This window comes from Pseudomonas sp. B20(2017) (genome assembly GCF_002113125.1).
Lineage (GTDB): Bacteria > Pseudomonadota > Gammaproteobacteria > Pseudomonadales > Pseudomonadaceae > Aquipseudomonas.
The window spans coordinates 38,281-55,075 of the sequence record NZ_NEJP01000025.1 but is presented as its reverse complement, the minus strand read 5'-3'; the positions used below and the strand labels follow the sequence as shown (position 1 = coordinate 55,075).

18 protein-coding genes are annotated in these 16,795 nt (G+C 60.9%); 12 read left to right on the top strand and 6 right to left on the bottom strand.

The genetic code is table 11. The features are described 5' to 3' along the window. Positions 1–30 precede the first annotated feature (30 nt). Complete coding sequence (locus CAF63_RS26945) at positions 31–333, bottom strand: hypothetical protein (protein WP_085690434.1); 303 nt, start codon at positions 331–333, stop codon at positions 31–33. Between the two features lie 232 nt (positions 334–565). Here CAF63_RS26945 and CAF63_RS26940 point away from each other — a divergent pair, with 232 nt between their 5' ends. The 3 genes from CAF63_RS26940 (at position 566) to CAF63_RS26930 (ending at position 4,211) form a co-directional block, all read left to right on the top strand. Beyond that, a complete protein-coding gene (locus CAF63_RS26940) occupies positions 566–1,624 on the top strand; it encodes a PA0069 family radical SAM protein (RefSeq protein WP_007953978.1) in 1,059 nt (352 codons plus the stop codon). Positions 1,625–1,862: 238 nt separating this feature from the next. Then, on the top strand, positions 1,863–2,594 hold the full coding sequence (locus CAF63_RS26935) for a carbonic anhydrase (RefSeq protein WP_085690433.1): 732 nt from the start codon (positions 1,863–1,865) through the stop codon (positions 2,592–2,594). Between the two features lie 90 nt (positions 2,595–2,684). Continuing rightward, on the top strand, positions 2,685–4,211 hold the full coding sequence (locus CAF63_RS26930) for a SulP family inorganic anion transporter (RefSeq protein WP_085690432.1): 1,527 nt from the start codon (positions 2,685–2,687) through the stop codon (positions 4,209–4,211). 54 nt (positions 4,212–4,265) lie between these two features. On the opposite strand, the gene CAF63_RS26925 is transcribed toward CAF63_RS26930, so the two are convergent. Further along, positions 4,266–4,898 carry a hypothetical protein gene (locus CAF63_RS26925; RefSeq protein WP_007953981.1) on the bottom strand — a complete coding sequence of 211 codons (633 nt, stop codon included), beginning with the start codon at positions 4,896–4,898 and terminating at the stop codon, positions 4,266–4,268. Between the two features lie 369 nt (positions 4,899–5,267). On the opposite strand from CAF63_RS26925, the gene coxB reads away from it, so the two are divergent. From coxB to CAF63_RS26905, 4 genes are all read left to right on the top strand, one after another. Further along, positions 5,268–6,395 (top strand): cytochrome c oxidase subunit II, encoded by a 1,128-nt coding sequence (gene coxB / locus CAF63_RS26920; RefSeq protein ID WP_085690431.1) that lies wholly within the window; start codon positions 5,268–5,270, stop codon positions 6,393–6,395. 82 nt (positions 6,396–6,477) lie between these two features. Continuing rightward, positions 6,478–8,070, top strand: a complete 1,593-nt coding sequence (gene ctaD, locus CAF63_RS26915; protein WP_085612523.1) for a cytochrome c oxidase subunit I — start codon at positions 6,478–6,480, stop codon at positions 8,068–8,070. A gap of 129 nt (positions 8,071–8,199) precedes the next feature. Beyond that, the gene (locus CAF63_RS26910) at positions 8,200–8,751 is read left to right on the top strand and encodes a cytochrome c oxidase assembly protein (RefSeq protein WP_085606414.1); all 552 of its coding nucleotides are present in this window, start codon (positions 8,200–8,202) and stop codon (positions 8,749–8,751) included. A 25-nt stretch (positions 8,752–8,776) separates the two neighbouring features. Then, a complete protein-coding gene (locus CAF63_RS26905) occupies positions 8,777–9,664 on the top strand; it encodes a cytochrome c oxidase subunit 3 (RefSeq protein ID WP_085690430.1) in 888 nt (295 codons plus the stop codon). Between the two features lie 8 nt (positions 9,665–9,672). Here CAF63_RS26905 and CAF63_RS26900 read toward each other — a convergent pair whose 3' ends face one another. Beyond that, positions 9,673–9,876: a twin transmembrane helix small protein gene (locus CAF63_RS26900; protein ID WP_064592503.1), complete on the bottom strand. Its 204-nt coding sequence runs from the start codon at positions 9,874–9,876 to the stop codon at positions 9,673–9,675. A gap of 72 nt (positions 9,877–9,948) precedes the next feature. On the opposite strand from CAF63_RS26900, the gene CAF63_RS26895 reads away from it, so the two are divergent. The 5 genes from CAF63_RS26895 to CAF63_RS26875 are packed head-to-tail and all read left to right on the top strand — an operon-like array spanning position 9,949 to position 13,857. After that, positions 9,949–10,689, top strand: coding sequence for an SURF1 family protein (locus tag CAF63_RS26895; RefSeq protein ID WP_085690429.1), 741 nt, complete (start codon positions 9,949–9,951; stop codon positions 10,687–10,689). Then, positions 10,655–11,248, top strand: a complete 594-nt coding sequence (locus tag CAF63_RS26890) for a hypothetical protein (protein ID WP_085690428.1) — start codon at positions 10,655–10,657, stop codon at positions 11,246–11,248. Before CAF63_RS26895 ends, CAF63_RS26890 begins: the two co-directional genes overlap by 35 nt. A gap of 10 nt (positions 11,249–11,258) precedes the next feature. Then, positions 11,259–12,338 (top strand): heme A synthase, encoded by a 1,080-nt coding sequence (locus CAF63_RS26885; RefSeq protein ID WP_085690427.1) that lies wholly within the window; start codon positions 11,259–11,261, stop codon positions 12,336–12,338. Further along, on the top strand, positions 12,326–13,225 hold the full coding sequence (gene cyoE, locus CAF63_RS26880) for a heme o synthase (protein WP_007953992.1): 900 nt from the start codon (positions 12,326–12,328) through the stop codon (positions 13,223–13,225). The genes CAF63_RS26885 and cyoE overlap by 13 nt, the downstream gene beginning before the upstream one ends. Further along, complete coding sequence (locus CAF63_RS26875) at positions 13,222–13,857, top strand: SCO family protein (protein WP_085690426.1); 636 nt, start codon at positions 13,222–13,224, stop codon at positions 13,855–13,857. The genes cyoE and CAF63_RS26875 overlap by 4 nt, the downstream gene beginning before the upstream one ends. A 173-nt stretch (positions 13,858–14,030) precedes the next feature. Here the strand turns inward: CAF63_RS26875 and CAF63_RS26870 are convergent, their stop codons facing one another. The 3 genes from CAF63_RS26870 to CAF63_RS26860 form a co-directional block, all read right to left on the bottom strand. Continuing rightward, a complete protein-coding gene (locus CAF63_RS26870; RefSeq protein ID WP_007953996.1) occupies positions 14,031–14,804 on the bottom strand; it encodes a MetQ/NlpA family ABC transporter substrate-binding protein in 774 nt (257 codons plus the stop codon). Positions 14,805–14,878: 74 nt separating this feature from the next. After that, complete coding sequence (locus tag CAF63_RS26865) at positions 14,879–15,553, bottom strand: methionine ABC transporter permease (protein WP_007953997.1); 675 nt, start codon at positions 15,551–15,553, stop codon at positions 14,879–14,881. Continuing rightward, positions 15,553–16,560 (bottom strand): methionine ABC transporter ATP-binding protein, encoded by a 1,008-nt coding sequence (locus CAF63_RS26860; protein WP_007953999.1) that lies wholly within the window; start codon positions 16,558–16,560, stop codon positions 15,553–15,555. Before CAF63_RS26860 ends, CAF63_RS26865 begins: the two co-directional genes overlap by 1 nt. Between the last annotated feature and the right edge of the window lie 235 nt (positions 16,561–16,795).

The following is a 16,795-nucleotide window of genomic DNA, read 5'->3' as shown; positions in this document are numbered from 1 at the left end:
ATCATGCAGGGGTTATTGATTCAAACGCTGTTACGGATTGGTAATACTGGCATAGGCTTTGGCCAGGGCAACCAGTTTGGCCCGATCCTGCTCACCGATTTCACCGTCGCGATCCACATCGTGCTTCAGACGGCCAATGCTGAAAGTGTGGCCGCCATCCTGGGAGGTTGCGGTAACAAAAATCGGGTCGACCAGCCTTTCAATCTGCTCGCCGGCTTCGGCATCCCAGCCCAATTCCTTACGCGCCAGTTGCATGGAAACCACTGTATTGGGCTCCGATGGGCCGGGCTGCATCAGTTGCAGAAAAATACCGCGCGAATTCAAAAACGACATCATCAATTCCTTTTGTCTTTTATATAATAAAGCGTTGTGAAGCGGAGTAAATACTACGAACTTGAAGAGCAAACCAACAGCCAACTTATGTTTCTTTAGTTTGCACAGCTGCAACTTTACCTATAAGAAAACTACAACTAACTGCGAGATTTATTGATGCACGGCCGAACGGTAGTGGATCATCCGCGACCTTGCGGATACTGTATGCATGTACAGACCAAGGACACCCGTGATGACCAGCCCCTTGCCCCCGCGCGGTCGCGGCACCGCGACCAACCCGCACAACCGCTTCGCGCCGAGTCGTTCGGTGGCCGAGGATGATGGCTGGTTTCAGGAAGTGCCTTTGACCCAGGGCACCGAAGTCAGCTTCGAGACGGCAAAGACCATCATCACCCGCAACACCTCGCCGGACCTGCCCTTCGACCGCTCGATCAATCCCTATCGCGGCTGCGAGCATGGCTGCATTTATTGCTATGCACGGCCCAGCCACGCCTATTGGGACATGTCGCCGGGGCTGGATTTCGAAACCAAACTGATCGCCAAAACCAATGCCGCCCAGGTGCTTGAAGAACAGCTGGGAAAAAAAGGCTATCAATGTGCGCCCATCAACCTCGGCTCCAACACCGATCCCTATCAGCCGATCGAACGCGAACACCGGATCACCCGCCAGACCCTCGAAGTGCTGCTGCGCTACCGACACCCGGTGACCATCGTCACTAAGGGGTCGCTGATCCTGCGTGACCTCGATCTGCTCACCGAACTGGCGCAACAGCGGCTGGTGGCGGTGATGATCAGCCTGACCACCCTGGACGACGAACTCAAACGCATCCTCGAACCCCGCGCCGCCGCGCCCAAGGCGCGGTTACGGGCGATCCGGGTGATGCGCGAAGCGGGGATTCCGGTCGGCGTGCTGTGTTCACCGATGATTCCGATGATCAACGACAGCGAGATCGAAAGCCTGCTGACCGAAGCCCACGCGGCCGGCGCCCAGAGCGCGGCCTACATGATGCTGCGCCTGCCGCTGGAGGTGGCGCCGCTGTTCGAGGAATGGCTTGAAGCACACTACCCGCAGCGCGCCGCCCATGTACTGAGCCTGATCCGCCAGAGCCGTGGCGGCGAGCTGTACGACAGCCGCTTTGGTGCGCGGATGCGTGGCGAGGGGCCATTTGCCGACCTGCTCGCCCAGCGCTTCGCCAAAGCACTGAAACGCCTTGGGCTCAATCACCGCGAAGGTTTCAACCTCGACTGCACGGCCTTCTGTCCGCCAGGTCGCCAGATGGCGCTGATCTAGGGACAATTGGCCTGTGGCCGAGAGGAAGGAATGCTTGGCCCGGTTTACGCCAGTCACGTATTTTGTGACCTGGAACACACGTTCTAGAGCGCTTGATTCAGTTTGAGTTAAGTTTCGGCAGTTACCTTGTTCATCGAGTGACTGACGGGTCGGGATGACCCGGATGTTCTAAACAGCCACTGGCTTCACACCGGAATACACGGGAACGACTCCCCGAATCCGCCAATGAGGATGAATCATGAGTGACAAGGATAAACAGCCGTTGGCTGCGTCGGCGCAAGCCGCCTCTGTGGCGGAATCCGCCGATGCAGCGTTGAAGCAGATCGTTAACGGCTTTTTGCATTTTCATCATGAGGTCTTCCCGCAGCAGGAAGAACTCTTCAAGAAACTCGCCACGGCCCAGTCGCCACGGGCGATGTTCATCACCTGCGCCGACTCGCGCATCGTGCCCGAACTGATCACCCAGAGCTCGCCCGGCGATCTGTTCGTGACCCGTAACGTCGGCAACGTGGTGCCACCCTACGGCCAGATGAACGGCGGCGTTTCCACCGCTATTGAATATGCGGTACTGGCCCTTGGCGTTCAGCACATCATCATCTGCGGCCACTCCGATTGCGGCGCCATGCGTGCGGTGCTCAACCCGGACAGCCTGGAAAAAATGCCCACGGTCAAAGCCTGGCTGCGCCACGCCGAAGTCGCGAAAACCATGGTGCATGACAACTGCAACTGCACCGACGAAAAAGAAAGCATGCCGATCCTCACCGAGGAAAACGTCATCGCCCAACTGCAGCACTTGCGTACCCATCCTTCGGTAGCCTCGCGCATGGCGAATGGTCATCTGTTCATCCATGGCTGGGTCTACAACATCGAAACCAGCGAAATCAAAGCTTACGACGCGGATCAAGGACGCTTCCTGCCGCTCGACGGCAGCCATCCGATCCCGGTGGCGACGCCCAAAGCGCGCTTCTAAATCCTCCTAAAAATCTGTGTGGTTTGACGCCGGCCGCTGTTTCAGCGGCCAGGCCTCGCCACGCCTGAAGAAAACTTCGGGAGTATCGCCATGCGTGCGGCTCAATTGAAAGCTGTGTTACCACGGGAGCTGCTCGCTTCAGTGGTTGTGTTTCTGGTCGCCCTGCCACTGTGCATGGGCATTGCCATTGCGTCAGGGCTGCCGCCGGCCAAAGGCCTGATCACCGGGATCATCGGCGGTCTGGTGGTGGGCTGGCTGGCGGGTTCGCCGTTGCAGGTCAGCGGCCCGGCGGCGGGTCTGGCGGTGCTGGTATTCGAGCTGGTGCGCCAGCACGGCATCGAAATGCTCGGGCCGATCCTGCTGCTCGCCGGTTTTCTGCAACTGGTAGCGGGACGGCTGAAGCTCGGTTGCTGGTTCCGGGTCACGGCGCCAGCGGTGGTGTACGGCATGCTTGCGGGGATTGGCGTGCTGATCGTGCTCTCACAGGTGCATGTGATGCTGGATGCTGCGCCGAAGCCCTCCGGCCTCGACAACCTCACGGCCTTCCCCGGCGCGGTGGCGCAGGCCTTGCCGTCCGTTGGCTGGCAGGCCGGGTTGCTCGGGCTGTCGACCATCGCCGTGATGTGGCTGTGGGAGAAATTCCGCCCGCATTCGCTGCGTTTCATTCCGGGTGCATTGCTCGGTGTCGGCCTGGCGACAGGTGCCAGTCTGCTGCTGGCGTTGCAGGTCAAACGTGTTGAAGTGCCGGCGAATCTGGCCGAAGCCATCGACTGGCTGAAACCGGCGGATCTGCTCAGTCTGGCTGACCCGACGCTGCTGATCGCCGCGTTCGCCGTGGCCTTCATCGCCAGCGCCGAGACCCTGCTGTCCGCCGCCGCGGTGGATCGCATGCACAGCGGCCCGCGTTCGGACTTCGACCGTGAGCTGTCGGCGCAAGGCGTCGGCAACATGCTTTGCGGCCTGGTTGGCGCGCTGCCGATGACCGGAGTGATCGTGCGCAGTTCGGCCAACGTCCAGGCCGGCGCCACCACACGCTACTCGACGATTTTCCATGGCCTGTGGCTGCTGGCGTTCGTGCTCTTGCTGTCGAGCCTGTTGCAGAGCATTCCGGTGGCGAGTCTGGCGGGCGTTCTGGTCTACACCGGGTTCAAACTGGTGGATCTCAAGGCGTTCCGTGGTCTGGGCCGTTATGGCCGGATGCCGATGTTCACCTACGCCGCCACGGCGCTGGCGATCATCTTCACTGACCTGTTGACCGGCGTGCTGATCGGTTTCGGCCTGACCCTGGTGAAACTGGCGTTCAAGGCCTCGCGCCTGAAAATCAGCCTGATCGATCTGCCGCAGGACGGGGAAATGGAACTGCGTCTGGTGGGCGCGGCAACGTTCCTCAAAGTACCGGCACTGACTCAGGTGCTGGGCAGCATTCCGCCGGGCACGACGGTGCATGTGCCGCTCAACAATCTGAGCTACATCGACCATTCGTGTCTGGAACTGCTCGAAGAGTGGGGCCGGGCGAATGCGGCCAAGGGGGCGAAACTGTTGATCGAGTCGCGCGGACTCAAGCGCAGGCTTGAGGGTCGGATCCGTACTACCACCGGAATCGGTGCAGCAGGCTAAAGCCATTGGGGGGGAACAGAGTGATCTGTTTCCCCCCAAACGTTTGCGCCGAGATCAAGCCGCAGGCTGATCCAGCTCCAGGCCCACGCCCAGACGGCGGCTCATGCACGGCCAGCGTTTCCACGCCGCACCGGTGTCCGGGCTGCTGAGTTTCTCGCGATAGGCTTCTACCGACTCCAGCGCAAAGCTGTCGTCGTCGAGCATGCTGTCCACCGCGTGGTGCACCACTTCGTCGAGTTGGTTGGCAAATTCCTCACCGATCAACTGGTGAGCAATCAGATTAGCGACCGTCATGTCCAAGGGGATCAGTGGCTGGCCGAAATGCTTGATGTACAGGTCGTTGACCTCTTCGACAAAACGGTGCGCCAGATAGGCTTCGTCCAGCAGACTGTCCAGGCCCACGGGCGGCTGGATGAAGTACTGCTCGGCGATTTTCAGCACCGGTTTGATCTGCGACTCGATTCCCGCTTCCCTGGCGACTTCATTGGCTGCATCCAGCAGGTCTGGCACTTCGTCGATGTAGGCGGCGACAAAACGCGTCAGCACGCCATTGGCGTCGGTTTCCGGCAACTGGATGGCCGGGTGCAGGTGTTGCAGTTGGGCTTCCAGCTGACGGGTCAGCTTTCCGGTTTCAATCTCGTGTTGTCGGGCTATATGTATTTGCTCGCGCAATGCGGCGGTGTTCATGAAAACTCCAGGAAACAAGGCAATGAAATAGGGAAGACATAACTTAGCTGGCTTACGAAAAATGCTAAGACGCATTTGTCATAATTATTTCATCCTTGATGCACCGGCGTTATATCGGTTTGCCACCACTCGTCTGCATCCTTCTCCATTCGTGCCCTGGAACGCAAGTGCCAGCTGTTTCATTCGATTTACGTCCGCACATTGCATTTTTCAGCGGCTGTCTATACTCGCCAATGAATGGAGTTAGCTGATGACGCCCGACTGCCCACGCAGCAAGGCCCGGCGATTCAAGTTCGTAGTCTGATGCAGCCGCTCCCTTGCCTCTGGTGAAAGCCGGCGGGATAACAAGAACGATAAGGGGAACCCGCAATGATGCGACATCCACACGTCTGGATGGGCCTCCTGTTGTGGTCGATTTTCAGCCCGGTGCAAGCTGCCTGGACTGTGAATATGGCGCCTGGAGCGACTGAAATCAGTCACGCAGTATTCGACCTGCACATGACCATTTTCTGGATCTGTGTGGTGATCGGGATCATCGTCTTCGGCGCCATGTTCTGGTCGATGATGGTGCACCGCCGTTCTACCGGGCAGGTCGCCGCAAAATTCCACGAAAGCACCACCGTCGAAATTCTCTGGACCGTCGTCCCGCTGCTGATCCTGGTGGCGATGGCCGTTCCGGCGACCGCGACCCTGATCAAGATGTACGACACCAGTGAGCCGGATATCGATATCCAGATCACCGGTTATCAGTGGAAGTGGCACTACAAATACCTGGGCCAGGACGTCGAGTTCTTCAGCAACCTGGCCACGCCCGCCGAGCAGATCCACAACAAGGAAGCCAAGGGCGAGCACTACCTGCTCGAGGTCGACAAGCCGCTGGTGCTGCCGACCGGCGCCAAGGTGCGCTTCCTGGTGACCTCCGCCGACGTGATCCACTCCTGGTGGGTGCCGGCCTTCGCGGTCAAGCGCGATGCGATCCCCGGGTTCGTCAACGAAGCCTGGACCCGCATCGACAAGCCCGGCCTCTACCGTGGCCAGTGCGCCGAACTGTGCGGCAAGGACCACGGCTTCATGCCGATCGTGGTTGACGTCAAAGAGAAGGCCGATTACGACAAATGGCTCGCCGAACGCAAGGCCGAAGCGATGCAGCTCAAGGAGCTGACCAGCAAGGAATGGACCCTCGACGAACTCAAGGAGCGCGGCGACAAGATCTACCACACCACCTGCGTCGCCTGTCACCAGGCTGAAGGCCAGGGCCTGCCGCCGATGTTCCCGGCCCTCAAGGGTTCGAAAATCGCCACCGGTCCGAAAGACGCGCACCTGAGCATTGTCTTCCACGGCAAGCCCGGCACCGCCATGGCGGCGTTCGGCAAGCAGCTGTCGGAAGTCGATATCGCAGCGGTCGTGACCTACGAACGTAACGCCTGGGGCAACAACAAGGGCGACATGGTCACGCCAAAAGAAGTGCTGGAGCTGAAACAGGCGGAAAGCAAATGAGCCGGTCTATTGCGTACTTCGTGAACCGGTCGGGGCCCTGCGTCCCGGCCTGCCCAGTCCACTCACTTGAAGGAGACCGGCCATGAGCGCTGTCATCGATGACCACGGTCATGCCGACCACGACCACGCCCACGGCCCCGCCAAAGGCCTGATGCGCTGGGTGCTGACCACCAACCACAAGGACATCGGCACGCTGTATCTGTGGTTTGCGTTCTGCATGTTCCTGCTTGGCGGCTCGTTCGCCATGGTGATCCGCGCCGAGCTGTTCCAGCCCGGCCTGCAGATCGTGCAGCCGGAATTCTTCAACCAGATGACCACCATGCATGGTCTGGTGATGGTATTCGGGGCGGTGATGCCAGCGTTCGTCGGCCTCGCCAACTGGATGATCCCATTGATGGTCGGCGCGCCGGACATGGCCCTGCCGCGGATGAACAACTTCAGCTTCTGGCTGCTGCCGGCGGCATTTCTGCTGCTGGTTTCGACCCTGTTCACCGCCGGTGGCGGGCCGAACTTCGGCTGGACGTTCTACGCACCGCTGTCCACCACCTATGCGCCGGAAAGCGTGACGTTCTTCATCTTCGCCATCCACCTGATGGGGATCAGCTCGATCATGGGCGCGATCAACGTGATCGCCACCATCCTCAACCTGCGCGCCCCCGGCATGACCCTGATGAAAATGCCGCTGTTCGTCTGGACCTGGCTGATCACCGCGTTCCTGCTGATCGCGGTGATGCCGGTGCTGGCCGGGTGCGTGACGATGATGCTGATGGACATCCACTTCGGCACCAGCTTCTTCAGTGCTGCCGGCGGTGGTGACCCGGTGCTGTTCCAGCATGTGTTCTGGTTCTTCGGCCACCCCGAGGTGTACATCATGATCCTGCCGGCCTTCGGTGCCGTCAGCCAGATCATCCCGACCTTCTCGCGCAAGCCGCTGTTCGGCTATACCTCGATGGTCTACGCCACGGCGAGCATCGCGTTCCTGTCGTTCATCGTCTGGGCGCACCACATGTTCGTGGTGGGCATTCCGCTGGTGGGCGAGTTGTTCTTCATGTACGCGACGATGCTGATCGCGGTGCCGACCGGGGTGAAGGTGTTCAACTGGGCCAGCACCATGTGGCAGGGCTCGATGACCTTCGAGACGCCGATGCTGTTTGCCGTGGCGTTCGTGATCCTGTTCTCCATCGGCGGTTTCTCCGGGCTGATGCTGGCCATCGCCCCGGCCGACTTCCAGTACCAGGACACCTACTTTGTGGTCGCGCACTTCCACTACGTGCTGGTGCCGGGGGCGATCTTCGGGATTTTCGCGTCGGCCTATTACTGGCTGCCGAAATGGACCGGCCACATGTACGACGAAACCCTGGGCAAGCTGCACTTCTGGCTGTCCTTCGTCGGCATGAACCTGACGTTCTTCCCGATGCACTTCGTGGGTCTCGCGGGCATGCCCCGGCGGATTCCGGACTACAACCTGCAGTTCGCCGACTTCAACATGGTGTCGTCGATCGGCGCGTTCATGTTCGGCGCCACGCAGATTTTCTTCCTGTTCATCGTGATCAAGACCATCCGTGGCGGCGAACCGGCTCCGGCCAAACCGTGGGATGGCGCCGAAGGTCTGGAATGGAGCGTGCCGTCACCGGCGCCGTATCACACCTTCACCACACCGCCGGAAGTGAAATGAATACTTTCTGCCTTGTGGAAACTCCTGTGGGAGCGGGCTTGCCCGCGATGGCGGTCTGCCTGAAACACCGCGTCGGCTGCATCGCTGGCAAGCCGGCTCCCACAGGGTTCTCGGCCGAGGGCAAGGATCATGGCTGACTCGATCTCGATGAAAAAGCTGGTCACCCGACTGCTCGGCGTAGTGGTGGCGATGTTCGTCTTCGGTTTTGCCCTGGTGCCGATCTACGACGTGATGTGCAAGGCCTTCGGCATCAATGGCAAGACCGCCGGGCAGTACGAGGGCGAGCAGACCGTCGATGCTACGCGGCAGGTGCGGGTGCAGTTTCTGTCGACCAACACCGCCGACATGCCGTGGGACTTCTACCCCAAGCATGACGAATTGACGGCCAACCCCGGCGCGGTGAACGAGATGATCTTCATCGCGCGCAATCCCACCGACAAACCGATGAGCGCGCAAGCGGTGCCAAGCATCGCGCCGAGCAATGCGGCGGCGTATTTCCACAAGACCGAATGCTTTTGCTTTACCCAGCAGGTGCTGCAGCCCGGTCAGCAGATCGAGATGCCGGTGCGTTTCATCGTTGACCGCGACATGCCCAAGGACGTGAAGCACCTGACGCTGTCCTACACGCTGTTCGATATCACCGCCCGACATCCTCCGGTGGCTGCAAACACTGGCGGTTAAGCGTGCCCGATAAGGAGAACAATAAATGGCAACTCATGAGCACTATTACGTCCCGGCCCAGAGCAAGTGGCCGATCGTGGCCACGGTGGGGATGTTCGTCACCGTGTACGGTCTGGCGACCTGGTTCAACGATCTGAAGGCAGCGCGCCCGGAATCCCACGGCCCGCTGATCTTTTTCGTCGGTGGGCTATTGCTGGCATACATGCTGTTCGGCTGGTTCGGCGCGGTGATCAAGGAAAGCCGAGCGGGGTTGTACAGCCCGCAGCTGGACCGCTCGTTCCGCTGGGGCATGAGCTGGTTCATCTTCTCCGAGGTGATGTTCTTCATCGCCTTCTTCGGCGCGCTGTTTTATGTACGGCATGTATCCGGCCCGGCACTGGGCGGCGAAGGCACCAAAGGCATCGCGCACATGCTCTGGCCGAACTTCCAGTTCACCTGGCCGCTGCTGCACACGCCGGATCCGAAACTGTTCCCGCCGCCCAAGGAAGTCATCAGCCCCTGGGGCCTGCCGCTGATCAACACCATTCTGCTGGTGAGCTCCAGCGTGACCATCACCATCGCCCACCACGCGCTGAAGAAAGGTCATCGCGGCGCGCTGAAACTGTGGCTGGCAATCACCGTGCTGCTGGGTTGTGCGTTCCTCGGCTTCCAGGCCGAAGAATACATCCACGCCTACCACGAACTGGGGCTGACCCTCGGCTCGGGCATCTACGGCGCGACGTTCTTCATGCTCACCGGTTTCCACGGCGCCCACGTGACCATCGGCACGATCATTCTGTTCGTGATGCTGATGCGCATCATGAAGGGCCATTTCGACAACGAACATCAGTTCGGTTTTGAAGCGGCGAGCTGGTATTGGCACTTCGTCGATGTGGTGTGGATCGGCTTGTTCATCTTCGTTTACGTGCTCTGAGGATCAGCTCACCAAGGCGCGTGCGACACCAGTTGGCCGCTGTAGAAACCCCAGGCGATCAGGCCGACGGTGACGGCGGCCAACGTCACCCGAACACTCAAGGCGATGACCAGGCGATTCGAGCTGCTGTCGTCCTTGACCAGGAAAAACAGGCCGCTGAACAGGCTGACCACCGTGGCAATCAGCATCAGGACGATGGCTGCTTTGAGCATGGGAAGAACTCCGGGGGAACAAGCGATGCACTTGAGTATAGCGATCGCACTCACTGATTTTCCGGCGCAACCATGAAGCGCTTTCGGCCGGGCGTGGTGCCGACACTGGTGGTCGGCCTGCTGCTGCCGTTGCTGATTTCACTGGGCTTCTGGCAACTGGGACGGAGCGCGGAGAAAACCGCCCTGCTCGCCAGCTACGCCGAACGCCGCGCCGCCGAACCGATGGCCAGCACCGAGTTGCTGCACAGCGCCGATCCGGCGTTTCGCCGGGTGCATCTGCACGGCCAGTTCGATGCCGCCCACAGCCTGTTGCTGGACAACCGTCAGCGCAACGGCAAGGTTGGCGTCGAATTGCTGCAACCGTTCCAGGATCAACGCAGCGGCCAGTGGCTGCTGGTCAATCGCGGCTGGCTGCCATGGCCGGACCGGCGCACGGCACCGCAATTCAACACGCCGGCTGACGCCGTGAATGTCGATGCCTGGGTGTACGTCGCCCCCGGCGCCACCTTCCAGCTGCATGCCGATCCGGTCAGCAGCACCTGGCCGCAAACCGTCACCGCCATCGAGCCCGCCAAGCTGTGGAAAACCCTCGAACGCGACGGTTTCGCCTACGAATTACGTGCCGAACCCGGCCCGGCCAGCTATCAGGCTGACTGGCCGGTGGTCGCAATGGGCCCGGAAAAACACCTTGGTTACGCCGTGCAGTGGTTCGCCATGGCCACCGCCCTGCTCGGTCTCTACCTCTATCTCGGCTGGCACAACGCAAAGGAGAAACACCATGGGAGCGGCCATGAATCCACCCAGCATGTATGAAACGAAAGCCCCGGCCAGTCGCCGTCGCGGACGCATCCAGCTGCTGCTGATCGTGCTCGGTGTGGTCGGTCCGATGATCCTCGCCACCGGCATGTACAAGCTGCAGTTCTGGGTGCCGGAAGGTCGCAGCTATCACGGCGAACTGATCGGCAACGGCCAGACCCGCGCCGACCTCGGTATCCAGGCTGACGAAACGCGCTGGCAGATGCTCGTGACCGCACCGAAGGATTGCGCGGTGGACTGCCAGCAACTGGTGTACCTGGCGCGGCAGATCCAGATCGGCCTGGGCCGCGAAGCCGGGCGCGCCAGCCATGCCCTGGCCGCTGCACAACCGTTGGCTGCCGACTACGAAGCCAAGCTGACCAGCGAATACCCGCAGCTGCAACGCTACCCGCTGGACGCGGCCACCTTCAGCAAGGCCACGGGCGATAAGGCCACGCCGCAGCTGTGGATCATCGATCCCCACGGCAACCTCGTGCTGCGCTACGACCCGAGCGTCAAGGGCAAGGATCTGCTCAACGACCTGCGTCACCTGCTGAAACTGTCGAATATCGGATAAGGGCATCGTCATGGCCAAACCTGGATTTCGCCTCGCGCTGTTTGCCACCCTGCTGGCACTGATCGTGGTGCTGCTCGGCGCCTACACCCGCCTGACCCACGCCGGCCTCGGCTGCCCGGACTGGCCGGGCTGCTACGGGTTCATCAGCGTGCCGAAAAGCGAAGCCCAACTGGCTCATGCCGAACTGCATTTCCCGGACGCGCCGGTGGAAGCGCACAAAGGCTGGAACGAGATGATCCACCGCTACTTCGCCGGCACCCTCGGCATGCTGATTTCGGTGCTGGCCGGGCGCGCGTGGGTCAATCGTCGTCATCCGAGGCAACCGCTGAAACTGCCGCTGTTTCTGCTGGCGGTGGTGTTCGCCCAGGCTGCATTCGGCATGTGGACGGTGACGCTCAAGCTCTGGCCGCAAGTGGTGACCGGGCATTTGCTCGGTGGCTTTGCGACCCTGAGCCTGCTGTTTCTGCTGACGTTGAGACTGTCCGGCGTGCTGCCGGCGCTGACCGTGCCCAAGCGTCTGCAATATTGGGCGACTGCCGGATTGCTGTTGGTGATCGGCCAGATCGCTCTCGGCGGCTGGGTCAGTTCCAACTACGCGGCAGTGGCCTGCATCGACTTCCCGACCTGCCACGGCCAGTGGCTGCCGCCGGCGGATTTCGCCAACGGCTTTCACCTGACCCAACACATCGGCCCGAATTACCTCGGCGGGCAACTCGACAGCGATGCACGCACGGCGATTCACCTGACTCATCGCATCGGTGCGTTGCTGGTGACAGTCGTCCTGCTTGGTCTGGCCTGGCAACTGAAAGTGGTCGGAATGACACGACTGGCCGGGCTGGTGCTGATCGCCCTCGGCGCGCAGATCACCCTCGGCATCAGCAACGTGCTGTTTCATCTGCCCCTGCCGGTCGCCGTGGCGCATAACGCCGGCGGTGCAGCGCTGCTGCTGACGATGGTGCTGGTCAACTACCACGCGCGAACCAGCCTGGTTCGGGTCAAGCAACCGATGATCGCACGCTGGCGCCTGAGCCCGCGTAAGCACTCGGCGGCGCCCATCACTATTAAAGGAGAGACGCCATGGCGATTCTGATCGGCGAACGTCCGGCGCAGGCGCTGTGGCGTGATTACCTGGAGCTAACCAAACCGAAAGTCGTGGTGCTGATGCTGATCACCTCGCTGGTGGGCATGTTCCTCGCGACCCGCGCCGGGGTGCCGTGGACGGTGCTGGTGTTCGGCAACCTGGGGATCGCGTTGTGTGCCGGTGGCGCGGCGGCGGTCAATCATGTCGTGGACCGGCGCATCGATGCGGTCATGGCCCGCACCCACAAACGGCCGCTGGCGGAGGGCCGGGTTTCGCCCACAGGCGCACTGACCTTTGCGCTGGTGCTGGCACTGCTCGGCCAGGCCTTGCTGCTGACCTTCACCAATCCGCTGACCGCATGGCTGACCCTGGCCTCGCTGCTCGGCTACGCGGTGATCTACACCGGTTTCCTCAAACGCGCGACGCCGCAGAACATCGTCATCGGCGGCCTTGCCGGCGCCGCACCGCCGCTGCTTGGCTGGACCGCCGCCACCGGCCACGTCAGCGCCGAACCGTTGCTGCTGGTGCTAATCATCTTCGCCTGGACCCCGCCGCACTTCTGGGCGCTGGCCATCCACCGCAAGGAGGAATACGCCAAGGCCGACATTCCGATGCTGCCGGTCACCCATGGCGAGCACTACACCAAGGTGCACATTCTGCTGTACACCTTCGCCCTGCTGGCGGTCAGCCTGCTGCCGTATGTGATCCACATGAGCGGCCTGCTGTACCTGATCTGCGCGCTCGGGCTGGGCGCAAGGTTTCTGCAATGGGCCGTGGTGCTGTACCGTGGCACTCGGCCGCACGCGGCGATCAACACCTTCAAGTACTCTATCTGGTACTTGTTTCTGCTGTTCATCGCCCTGCTCGTAGACCACTACCTACTGTTGAACCTATGACTCGAACCCAGAAAACCGTCTTCATCCTCGTCGCCGTGATCGCGCTGATCCTCGGCCTGACCGTCAACAAAGTGCTGAGCGGCAAGGGCCAGGGCGACCCGACCGCACTGATCGACGCCGGCATCATCCTGCTGCCGCAGAGCCGTAACCTGCCGGACGTGACGATGACCAATCAGGACGGCCAACCGGTCACGGTCAACGAGCTCAAGGGCAAGTGGAGCCTGCTGTTCTTCGGCTACACCTTCTGCCCGGACATCTGCCCGACCACCCTCGCCCAGCTGCGCCAGATCAAGAGCGAACTGCCGAAGGATGCGGTGGATAAATTGCAGATCGTGCTGGTCAGCGTCGACCCGAACCGCGACAACCCTGCACAGTTGAAGCAATACCTGGGCTACTTCGATCCCCAGTTCGTCGGCCTGACGCCGAAGTCGATCGACGAGCTGCAGAAGGTGGCGAATGCGGTGAGCATTCCATTCATTCCGGCCGATACCAGCAAACCGAATTACACGGTGGATCACAGCGGGAATCTGGCGGTGATCGGGCCGGACGGTACGCAGCGCGGGTTCATTCGTGCGCCGTTGAACAACGCAAAGCTGATTGCGCAGTTGCCGGTGATGCTGAACCGCAAGTAAGAACAGCACTGTTCCAATGTGGGAGCGGGCTTGCTCGCGAATGCAGTGTGTCAGTCGACCTATGTTTATCTGACCCACCGCTTTCGCGGGCAAGCCCGCTCCCACAGGGACTGTGTTTTGGGCACAAAAAAGGGGACGCCACTGGCGTCCCCTTTTTCGTTGCGGAGTCCGAATCAGAACGCCGGCAACACCGCGCCTTTGTACTTCTCGGTAATGAATTTCTTCACTTCCGGGCTGTGCAGCGCAGCGGCCAGTTTCTTCATGGCGTCGCTGTCCTTGTTGTCCGCGCGGGACACCAGGATGTTCACGTAAGGCGAGTCGCTGCCTTCGATGACCAGCGCATCCTTGGACGGATCGAGCTTGGCTTCCAGCGCGTAGTTGGTGTTGATCAGCGCCAAGTCGACCTGGGTCAGCACGCGGGGGATGGTCGCGGCTTCCAGTTCACGGATCTTCAGGTCTTTCGGGTTCTGGGCGATGTCCTTGACGGTCGACAGGATGTTGGTCGGATCCTTCAGGGTGATCACGCCGGCCTTGGCCAGCAGCAACAGCGCACGGCCGCCGTTGGTGGCGTCGTTCGGGATTACCACGTTGGCGCCGCTTGGCAGCTCTTCGATTTTCTTGAACTTGCTGGAGTAGGCGCCCAGTGGTTCCAGGTGCACGCCGGTCACGGAAACCAGGCTGGTGCCCTTGGCCTTATTGAACTCATCGAGGTACGGCTGGTGCTGGAAGAAGTTGGCGTCCAGACGCTTCTCGGCCACCTGGACGTTCGGCTGAACGTAATCGGTGAAGACCTTGACCTTCAGATCCACGCCTTCTTTGGCCAGTACCGGCTTCACGAACTCGAGGATTTCCGCGTGCGGCACCGGGGTGGCAGCAACGGTCAGGGTTTCGTCGGCGTGGGCCGAGAACGCTGCAACGGCAGCCAGGGCAACGATCAGTTTTTTCATTCAGCTAACTCCTTTTTACGGCGCCCGTCTGGCGCCTGCCAGCGAATGGCCGGCTCATGTCATTACAAAACCGGTTATTTGCGCGAGAAGTGTACGACCAGTCGGTCACCTACCATTTGCAGCACTTGCACCAGAATCAGCAGCAACACCACGGTCACGATCATCACGTCAGTCTGGAACCGCTGATAGCCGAAACGGATCGCCAGGTCACCCAGTCCACCGGCACCGACCACACCGGCCATGGCCGTGTAGGAAACCAGTGTAATCGCCGTCACCGTAATCGCTGCGAAGATGCCCGGACGGGCCTCCGGCAGCAAGGCGTTCATGATGATCTGGCGGGTGGTCGCGCCCATCGACTGGGTCGCTTCGATGATGCCGCGATCGACTTCACGCAGGGCGGTTTCCACCAGCCGCGCGAAGAACGGCGTCGCACCCACTACCAGCGGCGGAATCGCACCGGCCACGCCCAGCGAGGTGCCGGTGATCAGCACGGTGAACGGAATCATCACGATCAACAGAATAATGAACGGCAGTGAACGCAGGATGTTCACCACCAGCGACAGCAGCGCGTACACGCCTTTGGCTTCGAGCAACTGACGCGGGCTGCACAGGAACAGCAGCACGCCCAGCGGCAGGCCGAGCAGCACGGTGAACAGCAGCGAACCGCCGAGCATCATCATGGTGTCGCCGGTGGCGAGCCAGATTTCGTACCAGTCGATATTGGTGAAGAAACTCATCAGGTCTTCCATCAGCGCAACACCTCCATGTGAACGTCAGCGGCGGTAAAGCGGGCGAACGCCGCTTCCATGTCGCCACCGGTGACGGCGAGGGTCAATTGCCCGTAAGGAATGTCTTTGATGCGGTCGATACGACCGGCCAGGATGCTGTAGTCCACACCAGTTTCCCGGGCGACAGTACCGAGCAACGGCGCGTAGGTCGCTTCGCCCTGGAAGGTCAGACGCACGATGCGGCCCGGCACGTGAGCGAAGTCATCGCGCTGCTCGCTTTCGTCGATCTGCTCGCTTTCCTGCACGAAGCGCTTGGTGGTCGGGTGCTTCGGATGCAGGAACACATCAGCCACCGAACCTTGCTCGACGATTACACCGGCATCCATTACGCCGACCTGATCGCACACGCGGCGGATCACATCCATCTCGTGAGTAATCAGGACGATGGTCAGCTTCAGCTCACGGTTGATCTCGGCCAACAGTTGCAGGACCGATGCAGTGGTCTGCGGGTCGAGGGCGCTGGTGGCTTCATCGCACAGCAGGATTTTCGGCTTGGTCGCCAGAGCGCGGGCGATGCCGACGCGCTGCTTCTGACCGCCGGACAGCTGTGCCGGGTACTTTTTGGCGTGATCGGACAGACCGACCCGCGCCAGCAACTCGGCCACACGCTGGTCGATCTCGGCGCGGGACAGTTCACCGGCCAGGGTCAGCGGCAGCGCGACGTTGTCAGCCACGGTCTTGGACGCCAGCAGGTTGAAGTGCTGGAAGATCATCCCGACCTGCTGACGGAAACGGCGCAGGCCGTTGGCGTCCAGCGCGGTGACTTCTTCACCGTCGACGATGATCTTGCCGCCACTGGATTGCTCCAGGCGATTGATCAGACGCAGCAGGGTACTTTTTCCCGCGCCGGAATGGCCAATCAGGCCGAACACCTGACCGTTCTCGATGGAGAAGCTGGTCGGGTGCAGCGCGGTGATGTCCTTACCGGCGACGCGGTAAGTCTTATGGACGTTTTGAAACTCGATCACGTAGCGAACCTTGTGGGGCGCGTTGGAAAAGGATCAGCGGTTAGCCGGGCGCGCATTTTAGCCTGTCCGTATAGAGGTTCTTAGCATTTATTTCGCAAATAACCTTCGATTTGGCAATAACAGGATCAAAGGTCATAAAAAAGGAACGCCCGAAACCCTCGTCAGTCACTACTTAAGCGACTTGAAAACCCTGGGTGCCGTGCCTGGGAAACACTCAAGCGTCCCGGAGCAATCC

Coding starts and splice junctions, on each gene's coding strand:
- CAF63_RS26945 (WP_085690434.1), bottom strand. CDS start 333: ATGTCGTTTTTGAATTCGCGCGGTATTTTTCTGCAACTGATGCAGCCC.
- CAF63_RS26940 (WP_007953978.1), top strand. CDS start 566: ATGACCAGCCCCTTGCCCCCGCGCGGTCGCGGCACCGCGACCAACCCG.
- CAF63_RS26935 (WP_085690433.1), top strand. CDS start 1,863: ATGAGTGACAAGGATAAACAGCCGTTGGCTGCGTCGGCGCAAGCCGCC.
- CAF63_RS26930 (WP_085690432.1), top strand. CDS start 2,685: ATGCGTGCGGCTCAATTGAAAGCTGTGTTACCACGGGAGCTGCTCGCT.
- CAF63_RS26925 (WP_007953981.1), bottom strand. CDS start 4,898: ATGAACACCGCCGCATTGCGCGAGCAAATACATATAGCCCGACAACAC.
- coxB (WP_085690431.1), top strand. CDS start 5,268: ATGATGCGACATCCACACGTCTGGATGGGCCTCCTGTTGTGGTCGATT.
- ctaD (WP_085612523.1), top strand. CDS start 6,478: ATGAGCGCTGTCATCGATGACCACGGTCATGCCGACCACGACCACGCC.
- CAF63_RS26910 (WP_085606414.1), top strand. CDS start 8,200: ATGGCTGACTCGATCTCGATGAAAAAGCTGGTCACCCGACTGCTCGGC.
- CAF63_RS26905 (WP_085690430.1), top strand. CDS start 8,777: ATGGCAACTCATGAGCACTATTACGTCCCGGCCCAGAGCAAGTGGCCG.
- CAF63_RS26900 (WP_064592503.1), bottom strand. CDS start 9,876: ATGCTCAAAGCAGCCATCGTCCTGATGCTGATTGCCACGGTGGTCAGC.
- CAF63_RS26895 (WP_085690429.1), top strand. CDS start 9,949: ATGAAGCGCTTTCGGCCGGGCGTGGTGCCGACACTGGTGGTCGGCCTG.
- CAF63_RS26890 (WP_085690428.1), top strand. CDS start 10,655: ATGGGAGCGGCCATGAATCCACCCAGCATGTATGAAACGAAAGCCCCG.
- CAF63_RS26885 (WP_085690427.1), top strand. CDS start 11,259: ATGGCCAAACCTGGATTTCGCCTCGCGCTGTTTGCCACCCTGCTGGCA.
- cyoE (WP_007953992.1), top strand. CDS start 12,326: ATGGCGATTCTGATCGGCGAACGTCCGGCGCAGGCGCTGTGGCGTGAT.
- CAF63_RS26875 (WP_085690426.1), top strand. CDS start 13,222: ATGACTCGAACCCAGAAAACCGTCTTCATCCTCGTCGCCGTGATCGCG.
- CAF63_RS26870 (WP_007953996.1), bottom strand. CDS start 14,804: ATGAAAAAACTGATCGTTGCCCTGGCTGCCGTTGCAGCGTTCTCGGCC.
- CAF63_RS26865 (WP_007953997.1), bottom strand. CDS start 15,553: ATGGAAGACCTGATGAGTTTCTTCACCAATATCGACTGGTACGAAATC.